This window comes from Mesorhizobium sp. M0052 (assembly GCF_040323255.1).
GTDB lineage: Bacteria > Pseudomonadota > Alphaproteobacteria > Rhizobiales > Rhizobiaceae > Mesorhizobium.
In genome coordinates this window covers 176170-197141 of sequence record NZ_JAMYUS010000009.1, presented here as the reverse complement: position 1 = coordinate 197141, position 20972 = coordinate 176170, and the positions used below count along the sequence as shown (strand labels likewise).

27 protein-coding genes are annotated in these 20972 nt (G+C 62.7%); 13 read left to right on the top strand and 14 right to left on the bottom strand.

Annotated elements, in window-relative coordinates; all coding sequences use genetic code 11:
* Nucleotides 1-6 precede the first annotated feature (6 nt).
* A complete protein-coding gene (locus NKJ77_RS14830; RefSeq protein ID WP_352511280.1) occupies nt 7-615 on the top strand; it encodes a DUF805 domain-containing protein in 609 nt (202 codons plus the stop codon).
* Nucleotides 616-761: 146 nt separating this feature from the next.
* Nucleotides 762-1550 carry a glutamate racemase gene (gene murI / locus NKJ77_RS14825; RefSeq protein ID WP_352535384.1) on the top strand — a complete coding sequence of 263 codons (789 nt, stop codon included), beginning with the start codon at nt 762-764 and terminating at the stop codon, nt 1548-1550.
* A gap of 83 nt (nt 1551-1633) precedes the next feature.
* Here the strand turns inward: murI and NKJ77_RS14820 are convergent, their stop codons facing one another.
* Nucleotides 1634-3016: an RNB domain-containing ribonuclease gene (locus NKJ77_RS14820; RefSeq protein ID WP_352535383.1), complete on the bottom strand. Its 1383-nt coding sequence runs from the start codon at nt 3014-3016 to the stop codon at nt 1634-1636.
* A 162-nt stretch (nt 3017-3178) separates the two neighbouring features.
* On the opposite strand from NKJ77_RS14820, the gene NKJ77_RS14815 reads away from it, so the two are divergent.
* On the top strand, nt 3179-3367 hold the full coding sequence (locus tag NKJ77_RS14815) for a DUF3008 family protein (protein ID WP_023684876.1): 189 nt from the start codon (nt 3179-3181) through the stop codon (nt 3365-3367).
* Nucleotides 3368-3450: 83 nt separating this feature from the next.
* Here NKJ77_RS14815 and NKJ77_RS14810 read toward each other — a convergent pair whose 3' ends face one another.
* Nucleotides 3451-3651, bottom strand: coding sequence for a hypothetical protein (locus NKJ77_RS14810; RefSeq protein WP_023690200.1), 201 nt, complete (start codon nt 3649-3651; stop codon nt 3451-3453).
* A 386-nt stretch (nt 3652-4037) separates the two neighbouring features.
* Between NKJ77_RS14810 and rpsD the strand changes: the two genes are divergently transcribed.
* The 4 genes from rpsD to NKJ77_RS32395 all read left to right on the top strand — a co-directional run bounded on the left by rpsD (nt 4038) and on the right by NKJ77_RS32395 (nt 6963).
* Nucleotides 4038-4655 (top strand): 30S ribosomal protein S4, encoded by a 618-nt coding sequence (gene rpsD / locus NKJ77_RS14805; protein WP_023669107.1) that lies wholly within the window; start codon nt 4038-4040, stop codon nt 4653-4655.
* 107 nt (nt 4656-4762) lie between these two features.
* Nucleotides 4763-5650: a tRNA 2-thiocytidine(32) synthetase TtcA gene (gene ttcA / locus NKJ77_RS14800; protein ID WP_352535382.1), complete on the top strand. Its 888-nt coding sequence runs from the start codon at nt 4763-4765 to the stop codon at nt 5648-5650.
* The gene (locus NKJ77_RS14795) at nt 5640-6467 is read left to right on the top strand and encodes an inositol monophosphatase family protein (protein ID WP_023711499.1); all 828 of its coding nucleotides are present in this window, start codon (nt 5640-5642) and stop codon (nt 6465-6467) included. The genes ttcA and NKJ77_RS14795 overlap by 11 nt, the downstream gene beginning before the upstream one ends.
* An 85-nt stretch (nt 6468-6552) precedes the next feature.
* The gene (locus NKJ77_RS32395) at nt 6553-6963 is read left to right on the top strand and encodes a UCP034077 family protein (RefSeq protein ID WP_023669104.1); all 411 of its coding nucleotides are present in this window, start codon (nt 6553-6555) and stop codon (nt 6961-6963) included.
* Between the two features lie 57 nt (nt 6964-7020).
* Here the strand turns inward: NKJ77_RS32395 and NKJ77_RS14785 are convergent, their stop codons facing one another.
* Entirely contained in the window at nt 7021-8289 is a 1269-nt protein-coding gene (locus NKJ77_RS14785; protein WP_023697568.1) for a multidrug effflux MFS transporter, read from the bottom strand.
* Between the two features lie 118 nt (nt 8290-8407).
* Nucleotides 8408-8743, bottom strand: coding sequence for a Grx4 family monothiol glutaredoxin (grxD, locus tag NKJ77_RS14780; RefSeq protein ID WP_023669102.1), 336 nt, complete (start codon nt 8741-8743; stop codon nt 8408-8410).
* Between the two features lie 160 nt (nt 8744-8903).
* Between grxD and NKJ77_RS14775 the strand changes: the two genes are divergently transcribed.
* The gene (locus tag NKJ77_RS14775) at nt 8904-9737 is read left to right on the top strand and encodes a phosphodiester glycosidase family protein (protein ID WP_023831305.1); all 834 of its coding nucleotides are present in this window, start codon (nt 8904-8906) and stop codon (nt 9735-9737) included.
* A gap of 12 nt (nt 9738-9749) precedes the next feature.
* Here NKJ77_RS14775 and NKJ77_RS14770 read toward each other — a convergent pair whose 3' ends face one another.
* From NKJ77_RS14770 to purL, 3 genes are all read right to left on the bottom strand, one after another.
* Complete coding sequence (locus NKJ77_RS14770) at nt 9750-9983, bottom strand: BolA/IbaG family iron-sulfur metabolism protein (protein WP_010909092.1); 234 nt, start codon at nt 9981-9983, stop codon at nt 9750-9752.
* 99 nt (nt 9984-10082) lie between these two features.
* On the bottom strand, nt 10083-10607 hold the full coding sequence (locus tag NKJ77_RS14765) for a hypothetical protein (protein ID WP_023751454.1): 525 nt from the start codon (nt 10605-10607) through the stop codon (nt 10083-10085).
* Nucleotides 10604-12835: a phosphoribosylformylglycinamidine synthase subunit PurL gene (gene purL, locus NKJ77_RS14760; protein WP_023831304.1), complete on the bottom strand. Its 2232-nt coding sequence runs from the start codon at nt 12833-12835 to the stop codon at nt 10604-10606. The genes NKJ77_RS14765 and purL overlap by 4 nt, the downstream gene beginning before the upstream one ends.
* A gap of 187 nt (nt 12836-13022) precedes the next feature.
* On the opposite strand from purL, the gene NKJ77_RS14755 reads away from it, so the two are divergent.
* Entirely contained in the window at nt 13023-13187 is a 165-nt protein-coding gene (locus NKJ77_RS14755) for a hypothetical protein (protein ID WP_023669098.1), read from the top strand.
* 42 nt (nt 13188-13229) lie between these two features.
* Here NKJ77_RS14755 and NKJ77_RS14750 read toward each other — a convergent pair whose 3' ends face one another.
* Nucleotides 13230-14642, bottom strand: a complete 1413-nt coding sequence (locus NKJ77_RS14750; RefSeq protein ID WP_023684885.1) for an aminotransferase-like domain-containing protein — start codon at nt 14640-14642, stop codon at nt 13230-13232.
* 93 nt (nt 14643-14735) lie between these two features.
* Between NKJ77_RS14750 and NKJ77_RS14745 the strand changes: the two genes are divergently transcribed.
* Complete coding sequence (locus NKJ77_RS14745; RefSeq protein WP_023706460.1) at nt 14736-14975, top strand: DUF1127 domain-containing protein; 240 nt, start codon at nt 14736-14738, stop codon at nt 14973-14975.
* Nucleotides 14976-14990: 15 nt separating this feature from the next.
* Here the strand turns inward: NKJ77_RS14745 and NKJ77_RS14740 are convergent, their stop codons facing one another.
* The 5 genes from NKJ77_RS14740 to purC form a co-directional block, all read right to left on the bottom strand.
* A complete protein-coding gene (locus NKJ77_RS14740) occupies nt 14991-15635 on the bottom strand; it encodes a Pr6Pr family membrane protein (protein ID WP_023708640.1) in 645 nt (214 codons plus the stop codon).
* 4 nt (nt 15636-15639) lie between these two features.
* Complete coding sequence (locus NKJ77_RS14735) at nt 15640-16050, bottom strand: hypothetical protein (RefSeq protein WP_023831303.1); 411 nt, start codon at nt 16048-16050, stop codon at nt 15640-15642.
* A gap of 41 nt (nt 16051-16091) precedes the next feature.
* Nucleotides 16092-16760 (bottom strand): phosphoribosylformylglycinamidine synthase subunit PurQ, encoded by a 669-nt coding sequence (gene purQ / locus NKJ77_RS14730; protein ID WP_023684888.1) that lies wholly within the window; start codon nt 16758-16760, stop codon nt 16092-16094.
* A gap of 1 nt (nt 16761) precedes the next feature.
* On the bottom strand, nt 16762-17004 hold the full coding sequence (gene purS, locus NKJ77_RS14725) for a phosphoribosylformylglycinamidine synthase subunit PurS (RefSeq protein ID WP_023669092.1): 243 nt from the start codon (nt 17002-17004) through the stop codon (nt 16762-16764).
* Nucleotides 17005-17092: 88 nt separating this feature from the next.
* Entirely contained in the window at nt 17093-17887 is a 795-nt protein-coding gene (purC, locus tag NKJ77_RS14720; protein ID WP_013532127.1) for a phosphoribosylaminoimidazolesuccinocarboxamide synthase, read from the bottom strand.
* Between the two features lie 275 nt (nt 17888-18162).
* Between purC and NKJ77_RS14715 the strand changes: the two genes are divergently transcribed.
* Together NKJ77_RS14715 and NKJ77_RS14710 are read left to right on the top strand one after the other, a co-directional pair.
* Complete coding sequence (locus tag NKJ77_RS14715; protein WP_023669091.1) at nt 18163-18483, top strand: DUF1476 domain-containing protein; 321 nt, start codon at nt 18163-18165, stop codon at nt 18481-18483.
* A 127-nt stretch (nt 18484-18610) separates the two neighbouring features.
* The gene (locus NKJ77_RS14710) at nt 18611-19384 is read left to right on the top strand and encodes an HpcH/HpaI aldolase family protein (RefSeq protein ID WP_023690189.1); all 774 of its coding nucleotides are present in this window, start codon (nt 18611-18613) and stop codon (nt 19382-19384) included.
* Between the two features lie 19 nt (nt 19385-19403).
* On the opposite strand, the gene NKJ77_RS14705 is transcribed toward NKJ77_RS14710, so the two are convergent.
* Nucleotides 19404-19958 carry an RBBP9/YdeN family alpha/beta hydrolase gene (locus NKJ77_RS14705; RefSeq protein WP_023669089.1) on the bottom strand — a complete coding sequence of 185 codons (555 nt, stop codon included), beginning with the start codon at nt 19956-19958 and terminating at the stop codon, nt 19404-19406.
* A 196-nt stretch (nt 19959-20154) separates the two neighbouring features.
* Between NKJ77_RS14705 and NKJ77_RS14700 the strand changes: the two genes are divergently transcribed.
* On the top strand, nt 20155-20970 hold the full coding sequence (locus tag NKJ77_RS14700; RefSeq protein WP_023831302.1) for a VOC family protein: 816 nt from the start codon (nt 20155-20157) through the stop codon (nt 20968-20970).
* Nucleotides 20971-20972 lie beyond the last annotated feature (2 nt).

Sequence of the window (20972 nt, the reverse complement as noted above, 5' to 3'; positions counted from 1 at the left end):
TGGCAAATGTTCACGTCCAAAATCGGCCGTATGCGCTTCTTCTTCTATTCGCTCGGCGTAGCCCTGCTCGAGGCCGTTCTTGCCGTGCTGTGCATCGTTGGCACGATCGGCTTTGAGGGGCTGGTCAACTCGGCGCCCGGTCCATCGCGGCAAGGCATGGCAGGCGCGGTTCTGGTCGTTTCCCTCCTGGCTGTGGTCATGCGTGCCAACATCGCCTGGCGACGCAGCCGCGACGCCAACGGCAAAGCCTGGATCCTGTGGTCCTACATCGTGTTCTGCGCCATCTACGCCTTTCTGCAGGCAGGCACGCTGCTGGTCATCGATTTCAACAATCCGGAAAGCACGTCCAGCGGTTTGAACCTGCTTGCGCTGTCGATCTTTGGCCTTTGGTGCACGATTCTGGTGGCTAAGCCGGTGGCGGGCATCAATATCGACGAACTGACATCGGTTTTCGATTTCGATGGCGATACGCCCATGCCTGCGGGATCCGGCCGGATGGCCAGCAGCACGGCACAGTCTTCTATGCGCAACGCCACACCGGCCACGCGCTCGGTGCCGTCCGCCCAGCCTCTGGGCCGTCCGCGGCCCGCCGGCTTCGGCAAGCGCGGGCTCTAGAGCAACCGAGGCAAGGTCGTCTTCGCCGGCTTTGCATGGAAGTTGCTAACATTCGCCACTTCAAGGCCATGATGGTTGCAGATAGAACGGCATTGGCCAATGACCGCCAAGCCTTCTGATCCAGCCTCTTTCATGGTCCGTTATCAATGAGCCACCGTCCGATCCTGATGTTCGATTCCGGCGTTGGAGGATTGACCGTGCTGCGCGAAGCGCGCGTGCTGATGCCTGACCGGCGCTTCGTCTACGTCGCCGATGACAAGGCCTTTCCCTACGGCGCCTGGGAAGAGCCGGCGCTGCAGGCCCATATAGTCGAGCTCTTCGCCAAGCTGCTCGACCGTTTTGATCCGGAAATTTCGGTCGTCGCCTGCAATACCGCTTCGACGCTGGTGATCGATGCGTTGCGGGAAAAATTCCCTGGCCATCCCTTTGTCGGCACCGTGCCGGCAATCAAGCCGGCGGCCGAGCGCACCCGGTCCGGGCTGGTCTCGGTGCTGGCGACGCCGGGCACGGTGAAGCGCCAGTACACGCGCGACCTGATCGGCAAATGGGCGCAGAAATGCCATGTGCGGCTGGTCGGCAGCAACAATCTCGCCGGACTGGCCGAGGCCTACATGCGCGAGGGCTTTGTCGACGAGGAGGCCGTGCGTGCCGAGATCGCACCGTGTTTCGTCCAGCATGACGATTTGCGCACGGACATCGTCGTGCTCGCCTGCACGCACTATCCGTTCCTGGCCAATCGCATGCGCAAGACCGCGCCCTGGCCGGTCGACTGGATCGACCCGGCCGAGGCGATTGCGCGGCGCGCTCTGTCGCTGCTTCCGGCTGTCGCCGGGCCATTGCCGCAAAGCGAGCCCGACATCGCCGTCTTTACCTCGGGAAAGGCGGACTTCGCCATCAGCCGGCTGATGCAGGGTTTTGGATTGAGCGCGCGCTAATGCATGTCGCCCAAAAGTGCGCAGCGGTTTTGGGACAAGGACATGCACAAAACGAAAAAACTAAAGCGCGTCGCCGACGCGCTTTAGGCAGGCTCGAAGACAATGACGCGCCGATCCGGATCGGCCGAAACAAGCCTTAGCGTCAGGCCATCGCCCTGCCTGAACCCAGAGGCCTTCACATTCGCAACGACAGGCATGTCCGAGAGCTGAACGCGCACACGCTGATCACCGACGTCGGTGACGACGGCCTTGAATGTTTCACCCATGCGCCCCCTCAGCATCACCGCCTCGGCAAGGTCGATGGCCGCGTGGTTGATCTGCGAGGCGCGGGCGCCTGCGCGGCCCATCACCTTCGGCAGTCTGGAAAACGCCTCGGTAACGGCTTGCGGCACCGGCTGGCCGTTGACGATGGCCAGCACGCAGCGCACGACATAGCGATCGGCCAGCCGCCTCAGGGGCGCGGTGGCGTGGGCATAGGTCGCGGCCATCGCCTCGTGCCAGGGGACAACGCCTTCTTCATAGGGTTGGTAGGACGCACCGGAGCCGGCGCGGCGGATTTCCAGCATCAGCGCTGCCTGTTGCATGTTGGTCGGATCGAGGGTTCGCTGATAGTCGGACAGGCTGGTCGAAGGAGGCCAGGACAGGCCTAAGGCCCGTGCCGCGCTGCGCAGTCTTTGTACTTTGGAAGCATCGGGCGGCGCCATCACCCGGAACAAGCCGGTCCGGTGTGCCAGCATGGCGTCGGCAATCGCCATGTTGGCGGCCAGCGAAAGTGCTGCGTTGTCTTGCTCGGATTGCAGCAGCGGTCTGAACGCAAGCTGGAATGTGCCATCGGCAAGCTGTTCCACCTCCTGCTCGGGCGGGTCGACGCGCGAAGCGCCGCGACGGTCTTCGGCCGCCGCCATGCGTCGCGCGATTTCGGCGAAGCCGACTGGGACGTCGGCGGCCTGCACGCTGTCATAGGCGAGCTTGGCGCGGCTTTGAATGATTGCCCGCTCCGCGCCATCCAGCCTTACCGCTCCGTCGTCGGCGATCCGGACCGTGAAGATGACAGCCGGACGCGGACCGCCGGGCAGCAAGCTCGCGGCGCCCTCGGCAATGACCCGGGGATAGAGCCCGGCCTTGCCGTCCGGCAAATACAGGGTTTCGCCCCGCGCCCAGGCTTCGCGATCCACCGCGTCGCCGTCCGCGACGAACCAGGCTACGTCGGCAATGGCATAGTGCAACAGAAGGTCGCTACCGCTCGCTTCGATCGAAAACGCTTGGGCAAGATCGGTGGAAGTCGCGGGATCGAGCGTCACGAAGGGCATCGCCGTGCGGTCGGCATGCTGGTCGGGCACGCGCCTGGCCGCCGTCTGTGCCATGGCCATTACATCAGGGGGAAATCCCTCCGGCACATGGAACTCGGTGCGGATTTTCGCGAGGCCGGTGGCGAGTGCCTGCGAGGGATCGTTCAACGATTTCATGGCGCCGTCCTACACCGGCGTTGCGGGCACGGGAAGGTGGTTTTGCCGGCAGTGCCGGCCGACCATGGGCAGGCATGAGCGCGGAACGGAAGTTGACCGCCAGCGCTGGAACCGTCGCCGGAGCGCAACGTTTCTTCCTCTGGCAGCAAAGGAGGAGCCGATATGCCTGCAACCTCAAAAGCACAGCAAAAGGCCGCTGGCGCAGCCCTGTCGGCCAAGCGCGGCGAGACCAGGAAGAGCGAACTTCAAGGCGCGTCGAAGTCGATGTACAATTCGATGAGCGAAAAACAGCTCGAGGAATTCGCAGAGACCAAGCGCAAAGGCCTGCCGGAGAAGAAATCGGCAGACTGAAACCTTGAACCGAGTCGATAAACAAAGCCCGTGGCCGAAACCACGGGCTTCTTCGGTTCAGGCCAAGCCCGAAACCCCTGACGTCACCAGCAGCGCTTCACCTTGTAGCGGATGACCTTCTTGTGGCCATGCCGCCAGATGACCTTCTTCTTCACCACGACATGGCAGGTCTGACGATGCTTGTGGCCCTGCCAATGCTTGGCCATCGCTGGCTCGGGCACGGCGATCGACATCGTCCCGGCCAGGACGGCTGCACCGACCAACGAGAGGAAAAACTTCTTCATGCGACTTCGGGCTCCTTTGGCTCCAGTCCCTTCCTAAATGCCGTCGGCGCAACAACCTCCCGCCGCATCCGGCACGGCACTCAACGCCAAAGACGTGATATGGTTGCCGGGCCCAGCGCCAGCGACGCGCTTGACTCTGCTCAAATCTCCGTTTAACGAGCGCACCAACACCGGGCCGCAATGCCCGGTTGTTTCTTTTGCATGGCAAGCCCGGGAAAGCAGGTTTATCGTTTCCTGGGTTTTGTCTAGACTGACGTGTCCCGTGGGTTTTCCGCCGCGTTGCGTGGGAAAACCCTGTCAGGCCTCGAAAACGGAGGCCAGAGGAGGGCGCGTTTCCTTCACCCGGACCATGAGGCTCCGGGTGGTTTGTTTTGAAAGGGAATGCGATGAGCAAGCGCGAATCCGCGAAGTACAAGATCGACCGCCGTCTCGGCGAAAACATCTGGGGCCGCCCGAAGTCCCCGGTCAACAAGCGTGAATACGGCCCCGGCCAGCACGGCCAACGCCGCAAGGGCAAGCTTTCCGATTTCGGCCTGCAGCTGCGCGCCAAGCAGAAGCTGAAGGGTCACTATGGTGATGTCTCCGAAAAGCAGTTCCGCAAGGTCTATGAAGAGGCTGATCGCCGCAAGGGCGACACCTCCGAGAACCTGATCGGCCTGCTCGAGTCGCGTCTCGACGCGGTCGTCTACCGCTCCAAGTTCGTGCCGACCATTTTCGCGGCTCGCCAGTTCGTCAACCACGGCCACGTCAACGTCAACGGCAAGCGCGTCAACATCGGCTCGTACCGTTGCAAGCCGGGCGACGTCGTCGAAGTGCGCGAAAAGTCGAAGCAGCTGGTCATCGTGCTGGAAGCGGTCGGCCTCGCCGAGCGCGACGTGCCGGACTATATCGAAGTCGATCACAACAAGATGGTCGCGACCTTCTCGCGCATCCCCGGCCTGGCCGACGTACCGTTCGCCGTGCAGATGGAGCCGAACCTGGTCGTCGAATTCTATTCGCGCTGATCGATCGCTTTTCTGCGATACCGGAAAGGGCCGCCCGTCGAGGCGGCCTTTTCTTTGTCGGCCATGTCCGCTAATCCGGCACTCTCGGCTATGGAAAGCGACAAGCCATGAACATGCTGGCAGACATCGAAACAGTTGAACCGATTGCTGAAGGCGGCTTCCATCCGCTGTTTGCCGACGTGCCGTCTTCCGTCGAGTTCAACAAACTGCGCAAGCGGCTGTTGCGGTTGACCCGTCAGGCGGTCGATGATTTCGCCATGGCGAGGCCCGGCGACCGCTGGCTGGTGGCCTTGTCCGGCGGCAAGGATTCCTACGGGCTGCTGGCCGTGCTGCTCGATCTCAAATGGCGCGGGCTGCTGCCGGTCGAGCTGCTGGCCTGCAATCTCGACCAGGGCCAGCCGAATTTCCCGAAGCACATTTTGCCCGATTACCTCGATGCGCATCGCATTCCCCATCGCATCGAGTATCAGGACACCTATTCGGTGGTCACCGACAAGCTGCCTCAGGGCAGCACCTACTGTTCGCTGTGCTCGCGGCTGCGGCGCGGCCATCTCTATCGCATCGCGCGCGAGGAGGGCTGTTCGGCGCTGGTCCTCGGCCACCACCGCGAGGACATTCTCGAAACCTTCTTCATGAATCTAATCCATGGCGGCCGCCTTGCCGCCATGCCGCCAAAGCTGCTCAATGACGACGGCGACGTCATGGTGCTGCGGCCGCTGAGCTACTGCGCCGAGGTCGATCTGGAGAAATTCGCCGCCGCGATGAAATTCCCGATCATTCCCTGCGATCTCTGCGGCAGCCAGGAAGGCCTGCAGCGCAACGCCATGAAGGCGATGCTGGACGATATGGAAAAGCGCATGCCGGGCCGCAAGGATACGATGCTGCGCGCGCTGTCCAACACCAGGCCGTCGCATCTGCTCGACAGAAAGCTGTTCGACTTTGCCGCCCTCAATGGCAGCCTCAGCACAGGACAAGACATTTCCGATGATATTTGACGACCAAGCGATCGACTGGCTGGCCGAGCTTCTCGCCGATGCAGCCAAGGCCGAAATCATGCCACGCTTTCGCCGGCTGGGCGAGGGCGACATCAGACAGAAGACCTCGGCTGCCGACCTGGTGACCGAGGCCGACATCAACGCCGAGCGGCTGATCACGGCCAGGCTGCGCGAGCGCTATCCCACGGCGATGATCGTCGGCGAGGAAGCCTGTTCCGACAATCCGGCGCTGCTTCAGGGGCTCGGTGATGCCGACCTCGCCTTCGTCGTCGACCCGGTCGACGGCACCTTCAACTTCGCCTCCGGCGTGCCGCTGTTCGGCGTCATGCTGAGCGTCGTCATCAAGGGCGAAACCGTCGCCGGTATCATCCATGACCCCGTAGGCCGGGACTGGCTGATCGGCGCCAAGGGCGCCGGCAGCCATATCCGCCATGCGCATGGCGCGCTGGAGACGGTGCACGTCGCCGATGCCGTGCCGATCTCACAGATGACCGGCTCCGTCTCCTGGCAATATCTGGCGGAACCGCAACGCTCGCTCCTGGCGCGCAACCAGACCAAGACCCTGTCGCAGTTCGGCTATCGCTGCGCGGCACATGAATACCGTCTTCTGGCCAGCGGCCATGCCCATTTCGTCGTCTACAACAAACTGATGCCGTGGGACCATCTGGTCGGTGTGCTGATCCACGCCGAGGCCGGCGGCTACACCGCGCGGATCGACGGCAGCGCCTATCTGCCCTCGCATATCGACGGCGGCATTCTTGTCGCCCCGGACAAGGAAAGCTGGCAGGAGTTGCGCAGGGAACTCTGGGCGCAATAATCGGTCCAACTGCTGGTAGAGGCTTTCGTCAAGTATATTGGCTCTGTTATAGTGTCCAATCTCTCGCGAAGTCGGAAGCTGCGAAATGAAACATCGGTCCGCAATTGTTGCAACGGCGCTTGCACTTGCCTTGGCCGCCGCTGGCGCCACTGAGGCAAGATCGCAGGAACGCGCGTGCGGCAGTCGCGATCCCGTCGATACCATAGACGAGATGTTTTCCGCGATCTTTGCCTGTTGGCAGCCGCCGCCTGGAAGTGCTGGCATGACCCTGACGCTGAGTTTCTCAATTCGCAAAAACGGCACGCTGATGGGCAAACCGCGCGCCACTTTCTCCCATATGGGAGATGATGCCTCGCTCAACCGGGTCTTTGTGTCATCCGTGCTCGAAGCGCTCGACAAGGCTCTGCCGATGCCGCTGTCGGACAGCATGGGTGGCGCCATCGCAGGGCGCCCGCTGTTCCCTCGTTTCACGGCAGTGATTGGCGGCGCATCCTGAAACGCGTCGCATAAAGGTGGATGCGGTTTTGAGACCAACAATCTCAAGGCGCGTCGCTCAATGCAGGTCGGTAACGTGCCCTGAAATGGGTGGGTTGTGCGGCTGGAACATCTTGCCGCGCTCGGCGATCAGGATCATCAGGAGGGCCGCGACCGAGACGCTGCAGAAGCCGGCGGCAAGCGGCGTCACCGTGCCGTTGAAGGCCTGGCCGATCAGCGTGCCGAGGATGCCGCCGAGAAAAGTCTGCATGAAGCCCAGGATGGACGACGCGGTGCCCGCCAGTTGGCCGAGCGGCTCCATCGCGAGCGCGTTGAAATTGGCGCCGAGCGCGCCGAACGGGAGCATCGCACTGGCGAAGAAGGTGATGAACAGCCAGAGTGGCATCTTCATTTGAAGCGAAACGGTGAGCCAGGCAAGGCTGATCACCAGGAACAACAGCAGTGCGCTCTGCGACAGGCGGCGCATGCCGATGCGGCCGACCAGGCGCGAGTTGAGGTAGTTCGAAAAAGCGAGAACGCCGGCGACACCCGCGAAGATGACAGGAAACAATTCGCCGACATGAAAAATGTCGACATAGATCTGCTGTGCGGAGGCGATGAAGCCGAACATGGCGGCGAAAATGAAGGTGCTGGCAAAGGCGTAGCAAAGCGCCATGCGGTTGGTGAGCACGATGCGGAAACCACCGACGACGGATGAGACTGTCAGCGGCCGGCGGTACTCCGGATGCAGCGTCTCCGGCAGCCGCAGCAGCGACCACGCCGACACGATCAGCGCCCCGACGGCCATGGTGACGAAGATCCAGTGCCATGTTGCGAACAGCATGATGACCTGGCCGATCCCAGGCGCGATCACCGGGATGGCCATGAACACCATGAAGATCAGAGACATCACCTCGGCCATGCGCCGACCGTCGAACGTGTCGCGCACGATCGAGACGGCGATGACGCGGGTCGCCGCCGCACCGATGCCTTGCACCAGCCGGCACAGCAGCAGGACGGCGAATGACGGGGCGATGGCCGCGGCCGCAGCCGCCACGACATAGATCGCCAGCCCGGCAACGAGCGGCGCGCGGCGCCCGAACCGGTCCGAGATCGGTCCGAAGAAAAGCTGTCCGCCACCGAAGCCCAATATATAGGCGGTGATCACATACTGGCGGTGGTTTTCATTCTCAACGCCAAGCGTGGCGCCGATTTGCTGCAGTGCCGGCAGCATGATGTCGATGGCCAGCGAGTTCAACGCCATCAGTGCCGCGCACAGCGCGATGAATTCCCAGCGCGGAATAGGCAATTTGCGTGCCTGTTGGGGCGCTTTTGCTGGCTGGTCCACGGCGGGTCCGATCTTCAAAACGAATATGCGCCGGCATGCCGGCGCATAAGTTCGTCCTCACTCCGATAGGGGGAGGTAACATTTTGCCGGGGCGGGGCTGCCCCGTCTCAACTCAGAATCAGGCTGTCGCTTTGACGCTGACGCCCTTGTCGACGAGCAACGTCTGCAGCTCGCCCGCCTGGAACATTTCGCGGATGATGTCGCAGCCGCCGACGAATTCGCCCTTGACGTAAAGCTGCGGGATCGTCGGCCAGTTCGAATATTCCTTGATGCCTTGGCGCAGTTCGGCCGAGGTCAGCACGTCGACGCCCTTATAGTCGGCTCCGATGTAATCGAGGATCTGGACGACCTGGCCGGAAAAGCCGCACTGCGGAAAACCGGGCGTGCCCTTCATGAAAAGGACGACGTCGTTGCCCTTCACTTCGCTGTCGATGTAGTCGTTGATGCCGCTCATGAGATATCCTTTCACGCCTGTGGGAGTCAGGCTCGAAGCATAGCCATCAAATAAACCCATAGATGGGCCGAAACAAGATGTTTGCGCCGCCGTCGCGGAAATGGCGCAAAGGATCGCCTGTCTTGGGCCAAGCATCCGAGCCGATTGCAGCCTTCGGAACATGATGAAAAGACGATATGGCGCCGCCCTTCCGATCGCCATCCTGCTGGCGGCGATTGCCGTTGTCTGGTGGCCGAGACGCCCGGAGCCGCCGCCGCTGGTCATTGGCGGTGACCTGCCCGCGCCTTGCCGGAATGTCGCCTTCGAGGCGGTGACCTATGTCGTCTGCGAGATCGATCTTCGCGCCGACAGCATCGGTGTTTTCCACGCCAGCGCCGATGGCAAGCCTTTTGGTTCGCTCGAAGCCTTCGACAAGGCGGTTGCGGGCGAGGGGAGGCCGGTGCTGCTCGCCATGAATGGCGGCATGTATCACGAGGATTTGTCGCCGGTCGGCCTGCTGGTCGAGAACGGCAGCGAAAAGTCACGGCTCAATCTTGCCGACGGCGAAGGCAATTTCTTCCTGAAACCGAACGGCGTCTTTCTGGTGGGCAATGACGGCAAGGCGGCTGTCATGGAAAGCAACGCCTATGCCGTCGCCAAACCCGATGTTGCCTTCGCCACGCAGTCCGGCCCGATGCTGGTGATCGATGGCGTGCTACATCCGCGCTTCGAGGCGAATGGCACCTCGCGCTACATCAGGAACGGCGTCGGGGTGCGTGACGAAAACACCGTCGTGCTGGCGATCTCGCGGTCGGAGGTCAGTTTCGGCAGCTTTGCGCGGCTGTTCCGCGACGCGCTACAATGCCGCAACGCGCTGTTCCTCGACGGCGCGGTCTCCGCGCTGTCGGATGGGAAAAGAATGATCGTCGGCGGAAAATACCCGGCGGGCCCGATCATCTCAGTGTCGGCGAAGCCGATCACGTCAGTGTCGGCGAAGCAGCCGCAGAAACAGTAGGCCAGTCTGGCTTCAGTCCGGCACGCTGGTCTGCAGGGCCAGCGCGTGCAGCACGCCGCCCATATTGCCCTTCAGCGCATCATAGACCATTTGGTGCTGCTGGACGCGGCTCTTTCCGCGGAAGCTCTCGGCCACCACTTCGGCTGCATAGTGATCGCCGTCGCCGGCGAGGTCGCGGATCGTCACCTTGGCGTCCGGAATGCCGTCCTTGATCAGTTTTTCGATGTCGTGGGCATCCATTGCCATGGCAAAATCCTGTTCTGGGCGGCTAGGCACGAGTGACTCGCACGGCAGCCTAAAGCCTTTCTGGTCCGGGTTGAAGCCGTTCTGTCGGCGACGCAGTGTCTAAGGGCCATCCTGCCGCGGGTGAACCACACCATCTTCGGTAATGTCGTCGCGGGTCGAGAACCCCCGGCCAAGGCTGAACACCAGGACATAGAGCGGGATGTTGAGCGCCAGGTTGATAATCGGGAGATAGCTGGTCATCTGCCACAAGGGCGAAAAGAATGGTTGGCCATAGCCGTCGCAGATCAGCGATGACCCGTATTCCCACAGCGCGCCGGTAATGACCGCAATGGCAAAGAGCTTGATGCAGGTGGCGACATGCCTTGCGCGCGCCGGGTTCGGCAAAAGGCGGCTCCACAGCACCAGGCAGACGATGGGGATCGCATAGATCAGACTTTGCAAGGCCAGCATCTGCAGTGTGCCATTGGCCGCCTCAAGGAACTGGTCACGCCTTTCCAGCAGCGGACAGACCTCGCTCGAGGTCGTCGACAGCAGGAAAAAGACGAACGGCCCGAGGAACCAGAAGAAGAACAGCGACGGCCAGAAGACGACTGCGATCAGCGTCCGGGCTGCCAGGCTGGTCAACTGGACTTGTCCATGAAGTTCGGGAACCAGCCTTCGTGGGCGGCGGTCAATTCGCTGACCGGGATCGCCCTGGCATCGCCGAGCTTCAGTTCGTTTCCACCGGTCGAGCCGATCCATGGCGCAAAGATGCCGAGCTTGCTCTGTTCCTCGCGGATGGCGTCCCATTCCTTGCTCTGCGGATCGACGGACAGCGTCAGCAGGTAGCGGCCCTGGTCTTCGCCGAACCAGACCGGGATCGGGTCGGTGCCGGCGAGCCCCGGAACTGTGGCGCCGATGCCGGACGCCATCGCCATTTCGGCCAGGGCTATCGCCAAGCCGCCATCGGAAAGGTCATGGGCCGCGGTCACGACGCCCGACGCGATCAGCGCGCGGACATGGTCGCCGACGCGCTTTTCGTGCGCGAGGTCGACGGATGGCGGCGGCCCGTCGGTACGGCCATGGATGTCCCTGAAATAGGCGGACTGGCCGAGATGGCTGCCCCAGCTTGCGGGTGCGCCGACCAGCAGGATCATCTGGCCCTCGGCGGCAAAGCCGATACGGGTCATCTTCGACCAGTCGGCAATCAGCCCGACGCCGCCGATGGTCGGCGTCGGCAGGATGCCCTGGCCGTTGGTTTCATTGTAGAGCGAGACATTGCCCGACACGATCGGGAAGCCGAGCGCGCGGCAGGCATCGCCAATGCCTTTCACCGCGCCGACCAGTTGGCCCATGATCTCAGGCCGTTCCGGATTGCCGAAATTGAGGTTGTCCGTCGCCGCCAGCGGCAGCGCGCCGGTGGCGGTAAGGTTGCGCCAGCATTCGGCCACCGCCTGCTTGCCGCCTTCATACGGGTCGGCCTCGCAATAGCGCGGCGTCACGTCGGAGGAGAAGGCGAGCGCCTTGGTCGGATGGCCTTCGACGCGCACCACGCCGGCGTCGCCGCCCGGAAGCTGCAGCGAATTGCCCTGGATCAGCGTGTCGTACTGCTCCCACACCCAGCGCCGCGACGACAGGTCCGGCCCGCCGAGCAGTTTCAACAGCGCATCGGCGACATCGGCCTTCGGCGCATCGCCGGCTGCGAGCGCCGCAGGCTTCTTCGGCTCGACCCAGGGGCGGTCATATTCCGGCGCCTTGTCGCCAAGGTCCTTGATCGGCAGGTTGGCGACCTCGTCACCCTGGTGAATGACGCGGAAGCGCAGATCGTCGGTGGTCTTGCCGACAATGGCGAAGTCGAGGCCCCATTTGTGGAAGATCGCCTCGGCTTCCTTTTCCTTCTCGGGGCGCAGCACCATCAGCATGCGCTCCTGGCTCTCCGACAGCATCATCTCATAGGCGCTCATGCGCTCTTCGCGCACCGGCACCTGGTCGAGGTGAAGCTCGATGCCGAGGTCGCCCTTGGCGCCCATCTCGACCGCCGAACAGGTGAGGCCGGCCGCCCCCATGTCCTGGATGGCGATAACGGCGCCAGACGCCATCAGCTCAAGACAGGCTTCGAGCAGGCATTTTTCGGTGAAGGGATCGCCGACCTGCACGGTCGGGCGCTTCTCGTCGATCTTGTCGTCGAACTCGGCCGAGGCCATCGTGGCGCCGCCGACGCCGTCGCGGCCGGTCTTGGCGCCGAGATAGACGACCGGCAGGCCGACGCCCTTGGCTTCCGACAGGAAGATCGCATCGGTCTTGGCGAGGCCCGCGGCAAAGGCATTGACCAGGATGTTGCCGTTGTAGCGGGCGTCGAAATTGACCTCGCCGCCGACCGTCGGCACGCCGAACGCATTGCCGTAGCCGCCAACGCCGGAAACCACACCGCTGACCAGGTGCCTGGTCTTGGGATGGTCGGGTGCGCCGAAGCGCAGCGCATTCATCGCCGCAATCGGCCGCGCGCCCATGGTGAAGACATCGCGCAATATGCCGCCGACGCCGGTCGCCGCACCCTGGTAGGGCTCGATGTAGGAGGGATGGTTGTGGCTCTCCATCTTGAAGACGACGCAGTCGCCATCGCCGATATCGACCACGCCGGCATTCTCGCCCGGACCCTGGATGACCTGAGGCCCGGTGGTCGGTAGCGTGCGCAGCCATTTCTTCGAGGATTTGTAGGAGCAGTGCTCATTCCACATCGCCGAGAAGATGCCGAGTTCGGTAAAGCTCGGTTCGCGCCCGACCAGGTCGAGGATGCGCTGGTATTCGTCGGGCTTCAGCCCATGCGCGGCGATGAGTTCCGGGGTGATCGGCACGGAATTGGAAATGGTCATGGGCGGCGATTGATGTCCATGGAAGAGGGGAATTTGAGTCCCCTCATATCGCAAGCTTTGGCGTGATACACCCCATTGGATGACGAAAAACGCCGGAAAACCACAGGGCGACGATGGTAGCGGGAGCCGCTGGGGAACGCTATGGCATCCCGGCCGTTAGGCCTCAAAGCAATCAGGAGATTTCGACATGGCCACCAAGCAAGGCAAGAAAGACAATCGCCTCTCCGACAAGGAGGCCATGCATATTGCCGAGACCACCGACGTTTCGCCCAAGCAGGCCAAGGACCTGGCCGAGAAGCACGGCAAGGACAAGGGCGCGAAGGAAGCCAAAAACTTCAAGGCAGAGGGCTGAACCTAAGATCGGTACGCAGGGGCACGGTTTAGCGCCAACGATTCAGGACGAACTGTCGTAGCCGGCGCGGCCTTCCTCCAGCAGCCGCCGGATCACCGCGACGCCGCCGGTGATGTCCTCGCGCCGCCTTGGCTGCGAGACGCCGAAACGCACGCCGTGAAAAACCTGCTCGGAACGCCCCGCCTTGAACTCGTCCTCGTCGTCGAGGAGCACGCCATTTTCGAGGCATGCGCTCCTGAACGTGCCGGACAGCCAGGGATCGGGCAGCGTCAGCCAGACGAAGGGCACGCTGCCGTGTGACTTGAAGGCGAAACCCGCCAGTGTCTCGCGCACGATGGCGATGCGGGCGGCAATTTCGGCAATGCTGCGTTTGCGGATATCGCCAGCCTGCCCAGACAGCACCAGCCGCGCGTTCACCTCCGCCAGCAGGAACGGCATCCCGCCGGTCATCATCTTGTGGGCGACGCGGATGCGATGGCGATAGGCGGGCGGGCAGGAGAGCCAGCCGCCGCGAACACCTGCCGCGACCGATTTCGACAGACCGCCGGCGACAATGGTGCGCTCGGGTGCATATTCGGCGATGAGCGGCGTCGGATCTTCGGTCAGGCCGCCATAGAGATCGTCCTCGATGACGATGACATTGTACGCGCGCGCGACACGAGCGATCGCCTCGCGGCGCGAAACCGACAGGATCGCCAGCGTCGGGTTTTGCACCGTCGGCATCAGGAAGATCATCTTCGGGTGCTTTTGCGCGCAGACGCGTTCGAAATCCTCGGGATCGAGGCCTTCTTCGTCCGATGCCACCAGTGCTATGCGCCGCCCGATCAGCCCGGCGCTGCGGGCGATCTGCGAATAGGTGAGGTGCTCGAAGGCGACATAGTCGCCCGGTGTGGTCAGTGCCGCAATCGCCGCCATCACCGCGGCATGTGTGCCAAGCGTGGGAACGATGGTGTCGGCCGCCGGACGGAACGAATTGCGCGACAGCCAGCGGGCGCCGGCCTCGAACCAGCGCTCCGGAAAATCCCTGGTGTAGCTCGAAATCTCGTGCGGGTGATCCTGCACCGTGCGCGAGAGCATGTCAGCGACAATGGCGCCCTGGCCGATGTCGGGCGCGGCAGTGCTGTCGAAACGCAGCTTGCCGGGCGGTGCATCGACATAGCGCGTGCCTTGCACGGCCGGCTCGGCGAATTCGGGTGACGCCGCTTCCGATTGCTGCGCCAGCACATAGGTCCCGCGTCCGACTTCGCCGCTCACCAGCCCGCGTTCGCGCAGCAGCTGATAGGCCCGGCCGATCGTGCCGACCGTCGTGCCGATGTCATAGGCGAGATCGCGCTGCGGCGGCAATTTTGCCCCGGCATCGATAACGCCCTTGTCGATGTCCGACTCGATGCTGTCGGCAAGGCGCTGGTAAAGCGGGCCGGAACCGATGGTGAGGTCAGGGAGCCAATTTGTCATGGTGACAATTCTGTATATTGCACCAGATCGGGTGTCAATGCATATCAGAACCGTACCAAGATGGGTACAATTTGCAAGGTTGGCAGAAAAACAATGGATACAATCGAGACAATCCGCTGCGCGGGCATTGAATTGGTCGGGCCGTCCAGCCGGCGAGGCTTTGTCGGCCGGATCGTGCATGTGGTCAGATCGCTGGCGCGATGGATCGAAGCGTTGATCGAGCGCCGTCGCGGCCGCCTGGCCTTGCTGGAAATGACCGACGAGCAGCTCAGGGATATCGGTGTTTCGCGTGGCGACGCCTACCGTGAAGGGATCCGACGGCTCTGGGACTGACCCGGAGCCGGTTCGTCAACGACGGGTGCGCGGAGCCCTGAGGCGTGAGACGCCCTTATCGGCAAGCACGGCGAGGATGCACAGCACCAGGAAAACACCGGTGACGGCCAGCGCCGCAAGGGCGACGTTGGCCGCGCCGTTTTTCGCAACGTCGAGGAACGGGTAGGGCACTTCGCCTGCGATCGGTGCGCGCGCCAGCGCATAGGCGAGATAGGCGATCGGATAGGCCATCCACCACGAAATGTCGCTCCAGCGTGTCCTGCCGTCAGCGCCTGCAACAAGCCACCACAGCACGAACAGCACCGGCGTCACATAGTGCAGCAGCACGTCACAGAGCAGGAACAGCCCCTGCGGCTGCCAGAGCTGCGCCAGAACTGTCGCGTAGACGATGAAGACCAGGGCGATGGAAGCCGCCACGCCCGCCCGCATCCGCGGCCCGGCAAAGGCCGGCAGCCAGGCGTAGCCCGAAGGCGACAGCAGCGAGACATGGACCAGCACTGCACCGATGTTGGTCAGGATGGTGAAGAAGCTGAACAGAAAGACGATGGAGCCGAGAAAACTGCGGCCGGCTTCCATCGATGCCGGGATGGTGATGCACGCTTGCAGGACAAGCCCGGCCAGACCGATGATCAATCCCGCAAACTGCAGGAAGCGGCCCATGGCGTCAGGCGGCCGCGTTGCAGGAGGGGTTGCCCGTTTGCCAGCGCGCAATGTCGGATCCGATGCGCGCGCCGAGCGGATCGTCCATCAGCGGACCGAACACGTCGACGCGGCTGGAATTGCCTTGCGCCTGGACGACCAGCAGCGGCTTGCCGCCATAATGCTTGGCCGGCACCAGCAGGAAGCGGGGCGTGCCGCTGAACGAATTCAGCTCATTGGCCATCTGATAGGATTTGAAGGCGGGATCCTTGCTGGCGATCCAGCATTTGTGGGCCGATATCGCTACCTGTTCCATGGCCAGCAGCGAAGCGCTCTTGCCCGTGGGGACCGGCGCGCTCTTCGGGCTGGACTGGCAGGACGCCAACGCCAAGCCGGCAGCAGCCAGGAGACCTAGGCGAACAATCGTCAGTCTCATGGTCAACCGCCCCCGCGTTTTGAAAGGAATTCGAAGAGATATCAGGCGGCGATGCCGAGTGCGCCTTCGAACAGCGCCCGGCCGTCACTGCCGCCATGCGCGGCCTCGATCAGGTTTTCCGGATGCGGCATCAGGCCGAGCACATTGCCCTTCTCGCTGATGATGCCGGCAATGTCGTTGATCGAGCCATTGGGATTGGTGCCTTCGGCATAGCGGAACACAACCTGTCCTTCGCCCTCGAGGCGCGCAAGCGTGTCGGCATCGGCGAAATAATTGCCGTCATGATGCGCAACCGGCGTGCGGATGATTTGGCCCGGCTGATAGCGGCGGGTGAACATGGTGTTGGCGTTGGCGATCTGCAGCTTCACCTCACGGCAAACGAATTTCAGCGAAGCATTGCGCATCAGCGCGCCAGGCAAAAGGCCGGCTTCCACCAGAATCTGGAACCCGTTGCAGACGCCGATGACCATGACGCCCTTGGCCGCCTTTTCCGCCACCGCCCGCATGACCGGCATGCGCGCGGCAATGGCGCCGCAACGCAGATAGTCGCCGAACGAGAAGCCGCCGGGAATGGCGATCAGGTCCACATCAGGGATTTCGGTGTCGGTCTGCCAGACGGTCGCCGGCGCCTGCCCAGAGATCTTGGTCAGCGCCGCAATCATGTCGCGGTCGCGGTTGAGGCCGGGGAGAAGAACGACAGCTGATTTCATATCAAGCGATCTCCACCGCGTAATTCTCGATCACCGTATTCGCCAGCAGCTTGTCGCACATGGCTTTCAGATCGGCTTCAGCCTTGGCCTTGTCGGTCTCTGAGAGCTCGAGGTCGAAGACCTTGCCCTGCCGCACCTGGCCGACGCCGCCGAACCCCAGTCCGGACAGAGCGTGCTCTATGGCTTTTCCCTGCGGGTCGAGCACGCCGTTCTTGAGGGTGACGGTGATGCGGGCCTTGATCATGCTGGACAGGTTCCTGTTCGAAGACTTAGCAATTCCAGGAAAAGTCTGAAGCGGTTTTCCGTCCGGAATTGCGTCAAGAAATGAAGACTTAGTGCGGCTTGCCTTTGAGGCCATCGGTCGAGGCGACGAGCACCGGGCCGGTCGGGCGCGGCGGCTCGTTCTCGTTCATGATGCCAAGGCGGCGGGCAACTTCCTGATAGGCTTCGACGAGGCCGCCCATATCGCGGCGGAAACGGTCCTTGTCGAGCTTGTCCTGCGTTGCCACGTCCCACAGCCGGCACGAATCCGGCGAGATCTCGTCGGCAACGACGATGCGCATCATGTCGCCCTCGAACAGGCGGCCGCATTCGATCTTGAAATCGACGAGCTGGATGCCGACACCCATGAACAGGCCGGAGAGGAAGTCGTTGACGCGGATGGCCAGCGCCATGACGTCGTCGATCTCCTGCGGGCTTGCCCAGCCGAAAGCGGTGATGTGCTCTTCCGACACCATCGGATCGTCGAGCGCATCGGCCTTATAATAGAATTCGATGATCGAGCGCGGCAGAACGGTGCCTTCCTCGATGCCGAGGCGCTTGGACAGCGAGCCGGCGGCGACATTGCGCACCACCACTTCGAGCGGAATGATCTCGACTTCCTTGATCAACTGCTCGCGCATGTTGAGCCGGCGGATGAAGTGGGTCGGAATGCCCATGCGGTTCAGATGGTTGAAGATGTACTCGGAAATGCGGTTGTTGAGCACACCCTTGCCGTCGATGACCTCATGTTTCTTCTTGTTGAATGCGGTCGCATCATCCTTGAAGAACTGGATAAGTGTGCCCGGTTCCGGTCCCTCATAGAGGATCTTGGCCTTGCCTTCATAAATGCGGCGGCGATTTTTCATCTGATTTTTCTCTGGATTTGCGGGCAGGCGGCAAGCGACCAGTTCCTGTCCGTCTGCCTAAATTGGTGCGGCGACGGGTGGGGTTCAATGCCGGGTCTATCCCAATCACAGCGTTTGCTCAATCGGCAAATCCTTTCCATCGACCGCTTTCAGGAATGAAATGCCGCAGCGCAGCAAGCGATGTAGCATATTGACCGGCCCGCGCCCTTTTGGTTTGTGCTGCGGCAGCACACATATCCATCATCAACGCGAATCGATTTCATCGGAGGGAAGCCATGAGCAGCATGAAAGACCGCGAAGAGGGTTTTGAGCGCAAATTCGCCTTCGACGAAGAACTTCGCTTCAAGGCTTCGGCACGCCGCAACAAGGCGCTTGGCCTGTGGGCAGCCGAAAAGCTGGGCAAGTCCGGCACTGACGCCGACGCCTATGCCAAGGAAGTTGTGGTTTCCGACATCGAGGAAGCTGGCGATCACGACGTATTCCGCAAGATCCGCAAGGATTTCGACGCCGCCGGCGTCGACCAGTCGGATCACCAGATCCGCCGCACCATGGACGAACTGATGGCGCAGGCGATCGAGCAGATCAAGAACACCTAGAGCGAGTAGCGCTGGACCAATCGACCGCCCGGTCCAGCCGGGCGGTTTTTCTTTGCCTGTTCAGCCTTTTCCGGCTGAAACTGCGCGTAGGCCTGTTACAAGGCTCTACCCAACGAGGAAAGCACCCATGTCCCTGAAGTCACGCCTGGCGGCGGATGAAACGCTGTTCACCGCCTGGTCCGGCGTTCCGGACGCTTTGACGGTCGAAATCATCGCCAAGCAGGGTTTTGACGCCGTCACCCTCGATATGCAGCATGGCGGACACCACGAAGACTCGGTCTTGCGCGGCCTGGTGCCGGTGCTGGCCGCCAACAAGCCGGCGCTGGTGCGCATTCCGGTCGGCCGCTTCGACATGGCCAGCCGCGCCCTCGATTTCGGTGCCGAGGCGGTGATTGCACCGATGGTGAATTCGGTGGCCGATGCAAAACTCTTTGCCGCGGCGATGAAATATCCGCCGATGGGCGAGCGCTCCTGGGGCCCGACCTATGCTTTTCCGCGCCATGGCAAAGGCGACCACGCCGAATGGCTGCGCGACACCAATCAACGCACCATGGCCTTTGCCATGGTCGAAACGCGCGCCGCACTCGATGCGCTGGACGGCATCCTCGACACGCCGGGCATTGACGGCATCTTCCTCGGCCCATCGGATTTCTCCATCGCCTGGTCGAATGGCGCCACCGTCAATTCGACGCTGGAAAGCATGATGGAAACCGTCACCTCCATCGCCGAGCGGACGCGCAAGGCGGGCAAGCATGCGGCAATCTACGTCGTTGAGCCGGCGATTGCCGGCCGCGTCGTGGCGATGGGCTACCGGCTGCTGGCGATGGGCTCGGACCATGCGCTGATTTCGCTCGGCGCAAAGACACTCATCAAAAGCATGAACGATTCGATAAAGGGCTGAGGCGTTGTGCCTTGCCCGGTCAGGCCTTGAGGTCGGTCAGGAACTTGGCGAAGGTCATCGACCCTTCCGGCCAAGGGCCGAAGCCGGCATCCTCATTGAGGTGACCGGTTTCGCCGGCATCGATGAACAGCGAACCCCAGGCGCCGGCAATGTCCTCGGCAACCTCGAAGGCGCAGAACGGATCGTTGCGGCTGGCGATGACGATGGACGGGAAGGGCAGCGGTTCGCGCGCATAGGGGCCAAAGGTCATCAGGTGACGCGGCCTTATCTCCGGGTTGGCGACGTCGGGCGGCGCGACAAAAAACGCGCCGGCGACCGGCTTCCTGAACTGCGGAATGGCCTGCACCGCGGCCGCCACACCGAGCGAATGGGCAACGATCACCACCGGCCGCTCGGCCTCGTTGACAGCGTTCGCCACGCTCGCCGTCCAGTCCTCGCGCACCGGCTTCGACCACTCCGCCTGTTCGACCCGACGCGCCGTCGATAGTTTCGACTGCCAGCGTGTCTGCCAGTGTTCGGGGCCGGAATTGGTGTAGCCCGGCACGATCAGAATATCTGCGTCTTTGACTTTCATGGCGCTGAGATAGCGAGCGGCCGTGTCTCGTGCAACCCGCGCTGACGCATGCGGTGCATCACAATCGTGAACAACCTGTTCGATTCTTTCCATCTTGTGTGAACGACCAGGATCGACGATTTGAGGCGGGGAGAGATGGACAACAACAATAGGCTGGTGGCGCGCCCTAGGGATAACGCGCTGAACGGAGAGTCTTATGAGCGAACTGCCTTTTGCCGCGACGACCCCCGTCAGCGTGTCACGCGTGGGCCTGAAGGCGCGCGACGCCGAAGGACTTGCCGATTACTACCGGGCTGTTGTCGGCCTGCAGGAATTGAGCCGCGCCGATGGCGCCATCACGCTGGGCGCTGCCGAGCGCCCGCTGCTGGTCATCGAGCCTGACGCAGCGGCCAAGCCCGACGATCCGCGCAGCGCCGGCCTTTTCCACACCGCTTTCCTTCTGCCCAGCCGCGCCGATCTCGGCCGTTGGATAAACCATGCCGCCGCCAACAAGATCCGCATCGAGGGCGCCTCCGACCATCTGGTCAGCGAGGCTCTCTATCTGACCGACCCCGAAGGCAACGGCATTGAAATCTATAGGGACCGTCTGCCGCAGGAGTGGAAGTGGAACGGCGACAAGATCGCCATGGCGACCGAGCGGCTGAATCTGGCCGCCGTGGTTGGCAGCGTGCCGGCCGGTGACGCCGGCTGGCAGGGCGCGCCGCAAAACAGCATTATCGGCCATGTACATCTGCGCGTCGGCCGGCCGGAAGATGCCGAGGCCTGGTGGCACGACGAATTTGGCTTCGACACGGTCGCTAAGTATGGAGGGCAGGCGGTGTTCCTGTCGTCGGGAGGCTACCACCATCATATCGGTGGCAATTCGTGGCACAGCGCCGGCGCCGGGCGCCGCGATCCGTCCCGCTCAGGGCTGGCCTGGGTCGAGATGCGCTCGGACAAGACAACCGAGGAAACGAGCCGTGAAGATCCGTGGGGCACGGTTATCCGCACCGTGCCGGGCACCGCAGGCTGAGC

What these genes read in the sequence shown, in the direction of transcription:
- NKJ77_RS14750 (WP_023684885.1), bottom strand. Translation starts at nt 14,642, where the DNA reads ATGACAAATTGGCTCCCTGACCTCACCATCGGTTCCGGCCCGCTTTAC.
- NKJ77_RS14745 (WP_023706460.1), top strand. Translation starts at nt 14,736, where the DNA reads ATGGATACAATCGAGACAATCCGCTGCGCGGGCATTGAATTGGTCGGG.
- NKJ77_RS14770 (WP_010909092.1), bottom strand. Translation starts at nt 9,983, where the DNA reads ATGGCAATGGATGCCCACGACATCGAAAAACTGATCAAGGACGGCATT.
- grxD (WP_023669102.1), bottom strand. Translation starts at nt 8,743, where the DNA reads ATGAGCGGCATCAACGACTACATCGACAGCGAAGTGAAGGGCAACGAC.
- NKJ77_RS14710 (WP_023690189.1), top strand. Translation starts at nt 18,611, where the DNA reads ATGTCCCTGAAGTCACGCCTGGCGGCGGATGAAACGCTGTTCACCGCC.
- NKJ77_RS32395 (WP_023669104.1), top strand. Translation starts at nt 6,553, where the DNA reads ATGAAACATCGGTCCGCAATTGTTGCAACGGCGCTTGCACTTGCCTTG.
- purC (WP_013532127.1), bottom strand. Translation starts at nt 17,887, where the DNA reads ATGAAAAATCGCCGCCGCATTTATGAAGGCAAGGCCAAGATCCTCTAT.
- NKJ77_RS14755 (WP_023669098.1), top strand. Translation starts at nt 13,023, where the DNA reads ATGGCCACCAAGCAAGGCAAGAAAGACAATCGCCTCTCCGACAAGGAG.
- NKJ77_RS14735 (WP_023831303.1), bottom strand. Translation starts at nt 16,050, where the DNA reads ATGAGACTGACGATTGTTCGCCTAGGTCTCCTGGCTGCTGCCGGCTTG.
- NKJ77_RS14810 (WP_023690200.1), bottom strand. Translation starts at nt 3,651, where the DNA reads ATGAAGAAGTTTTTCCTCTCGTTGGTCGGTGCAGCCGTCCTGGCCGGG.
- rpsD (WP_023669107.1), top strand. Translation starts at nt 4,038, where the DNA reads ATGAGCAAGCGCGAATCCGCGAAGTACAAGATCGACCGCCGTCTCGGC.
- NKJ77_RS14830 (WP_352511280.1), top strand. Translation starts at nt 7, where the DNA reads ATGTTCACGTCCAAAATCGGCCGTATGCGCTTCTTCTTCTATTCGCTC.
- NKJ77_RS14700 (WP_023831302.1), top strand. Translation starts at nt 20,155, where the DNA reads ATGAGCGAACTGCCTTTTGCCGCGACGACCCCCGTCAGCGTGTCACGC.
- ttcA (WP_352535382.1), top strand. Translation starts at nt 4,763, where the DNA reads ATGAACATGCTGGCAGACATCGAAACAGTTGAACCGATTGCTGAAGGC.
- NKJ77_RS14715 (WP_023669091.1), top strand. Translation starts at nt 18,163, where the DNA reads ATGAGCAGCATGAAAGACCGCGAAGAGGGTTTTGAGCGCAAATTCGCC.
- purL (WP_023831304.1), bottom strand. Translation starts at nt 12,835, where the DNA reads ATGACCATTTCCAATTCCGTGCCGATCACCCCGGAACTCATCGCCGCG.
- purS (WP_023669092.1), bottom strand. Translation starts at nt 17,004, where the DNA reads ATGATCAAGGCCCGCATCACCGTCACCCTCAAGAACGGCGTGCTCGAC.
- murI (WP_352535384.1), top strand. Translation starts at nt 762, where the DNA reads ATGAGCCACCGTCCGATCCTGATGTTCGATTCCGGCGTTGGAGGATTG.
- NKJ77_RS14820 (WP_352535383.1), bottom strand. Translation starts at nt 3,016, where the DNA reads ATGAAATCGTTGAACGATCCCTCGCAGGCACTCGCCACCGGCCTCGCG.
- NKJ77_RS14795 (WP_023711499.1), top strand. Translation starts at nt 5,640, where the DNA reads ATGATATTTGACGACCAAGCGATCGACTGGCTGGCCGAGCTTCTCGCC.
- NKJ77_RS14705 (WP_023669089.1), bottom strand. Translation starts at nt 19,958, where the DNA reads ATGAAAGTCAAAGACGCAGATATTCTGATCGTGCCGGGCTACACCAAT.
- purQ (WP_023684888.1), bottom strand. Translation starts at nt 16,760, where the DNA reads ATGAAATCAGCTGTCGTTCTTCTCCCCGGCCTCAACCGCGACCGCGAC.
- NKJ77_RS14740 (WP_023708640.1), bottom strand. Translation starts at nt 15,635, where the DNA reads ATGGGCCGCTTCCTGCAGTTTGCGGGATTGATCATCGGTCTGGCCGGG.
- NKJ77_RS14775 (WP_023831305.1), top strand. Translation starts at nt 8,904, where the DNA reads ATGATGAAAAGACGATATGGCGCCGCCCTTCCGATCGCCATCCTGCTG.
- NKJ77_RS14815 (WP_023684876.1), top strand. Translation starts at nt 3,179, where the DNA reads ATGCCTGCAACCTCAAAAGCACAGCAAAAGGCCGCTGGCGCAGCCCTG.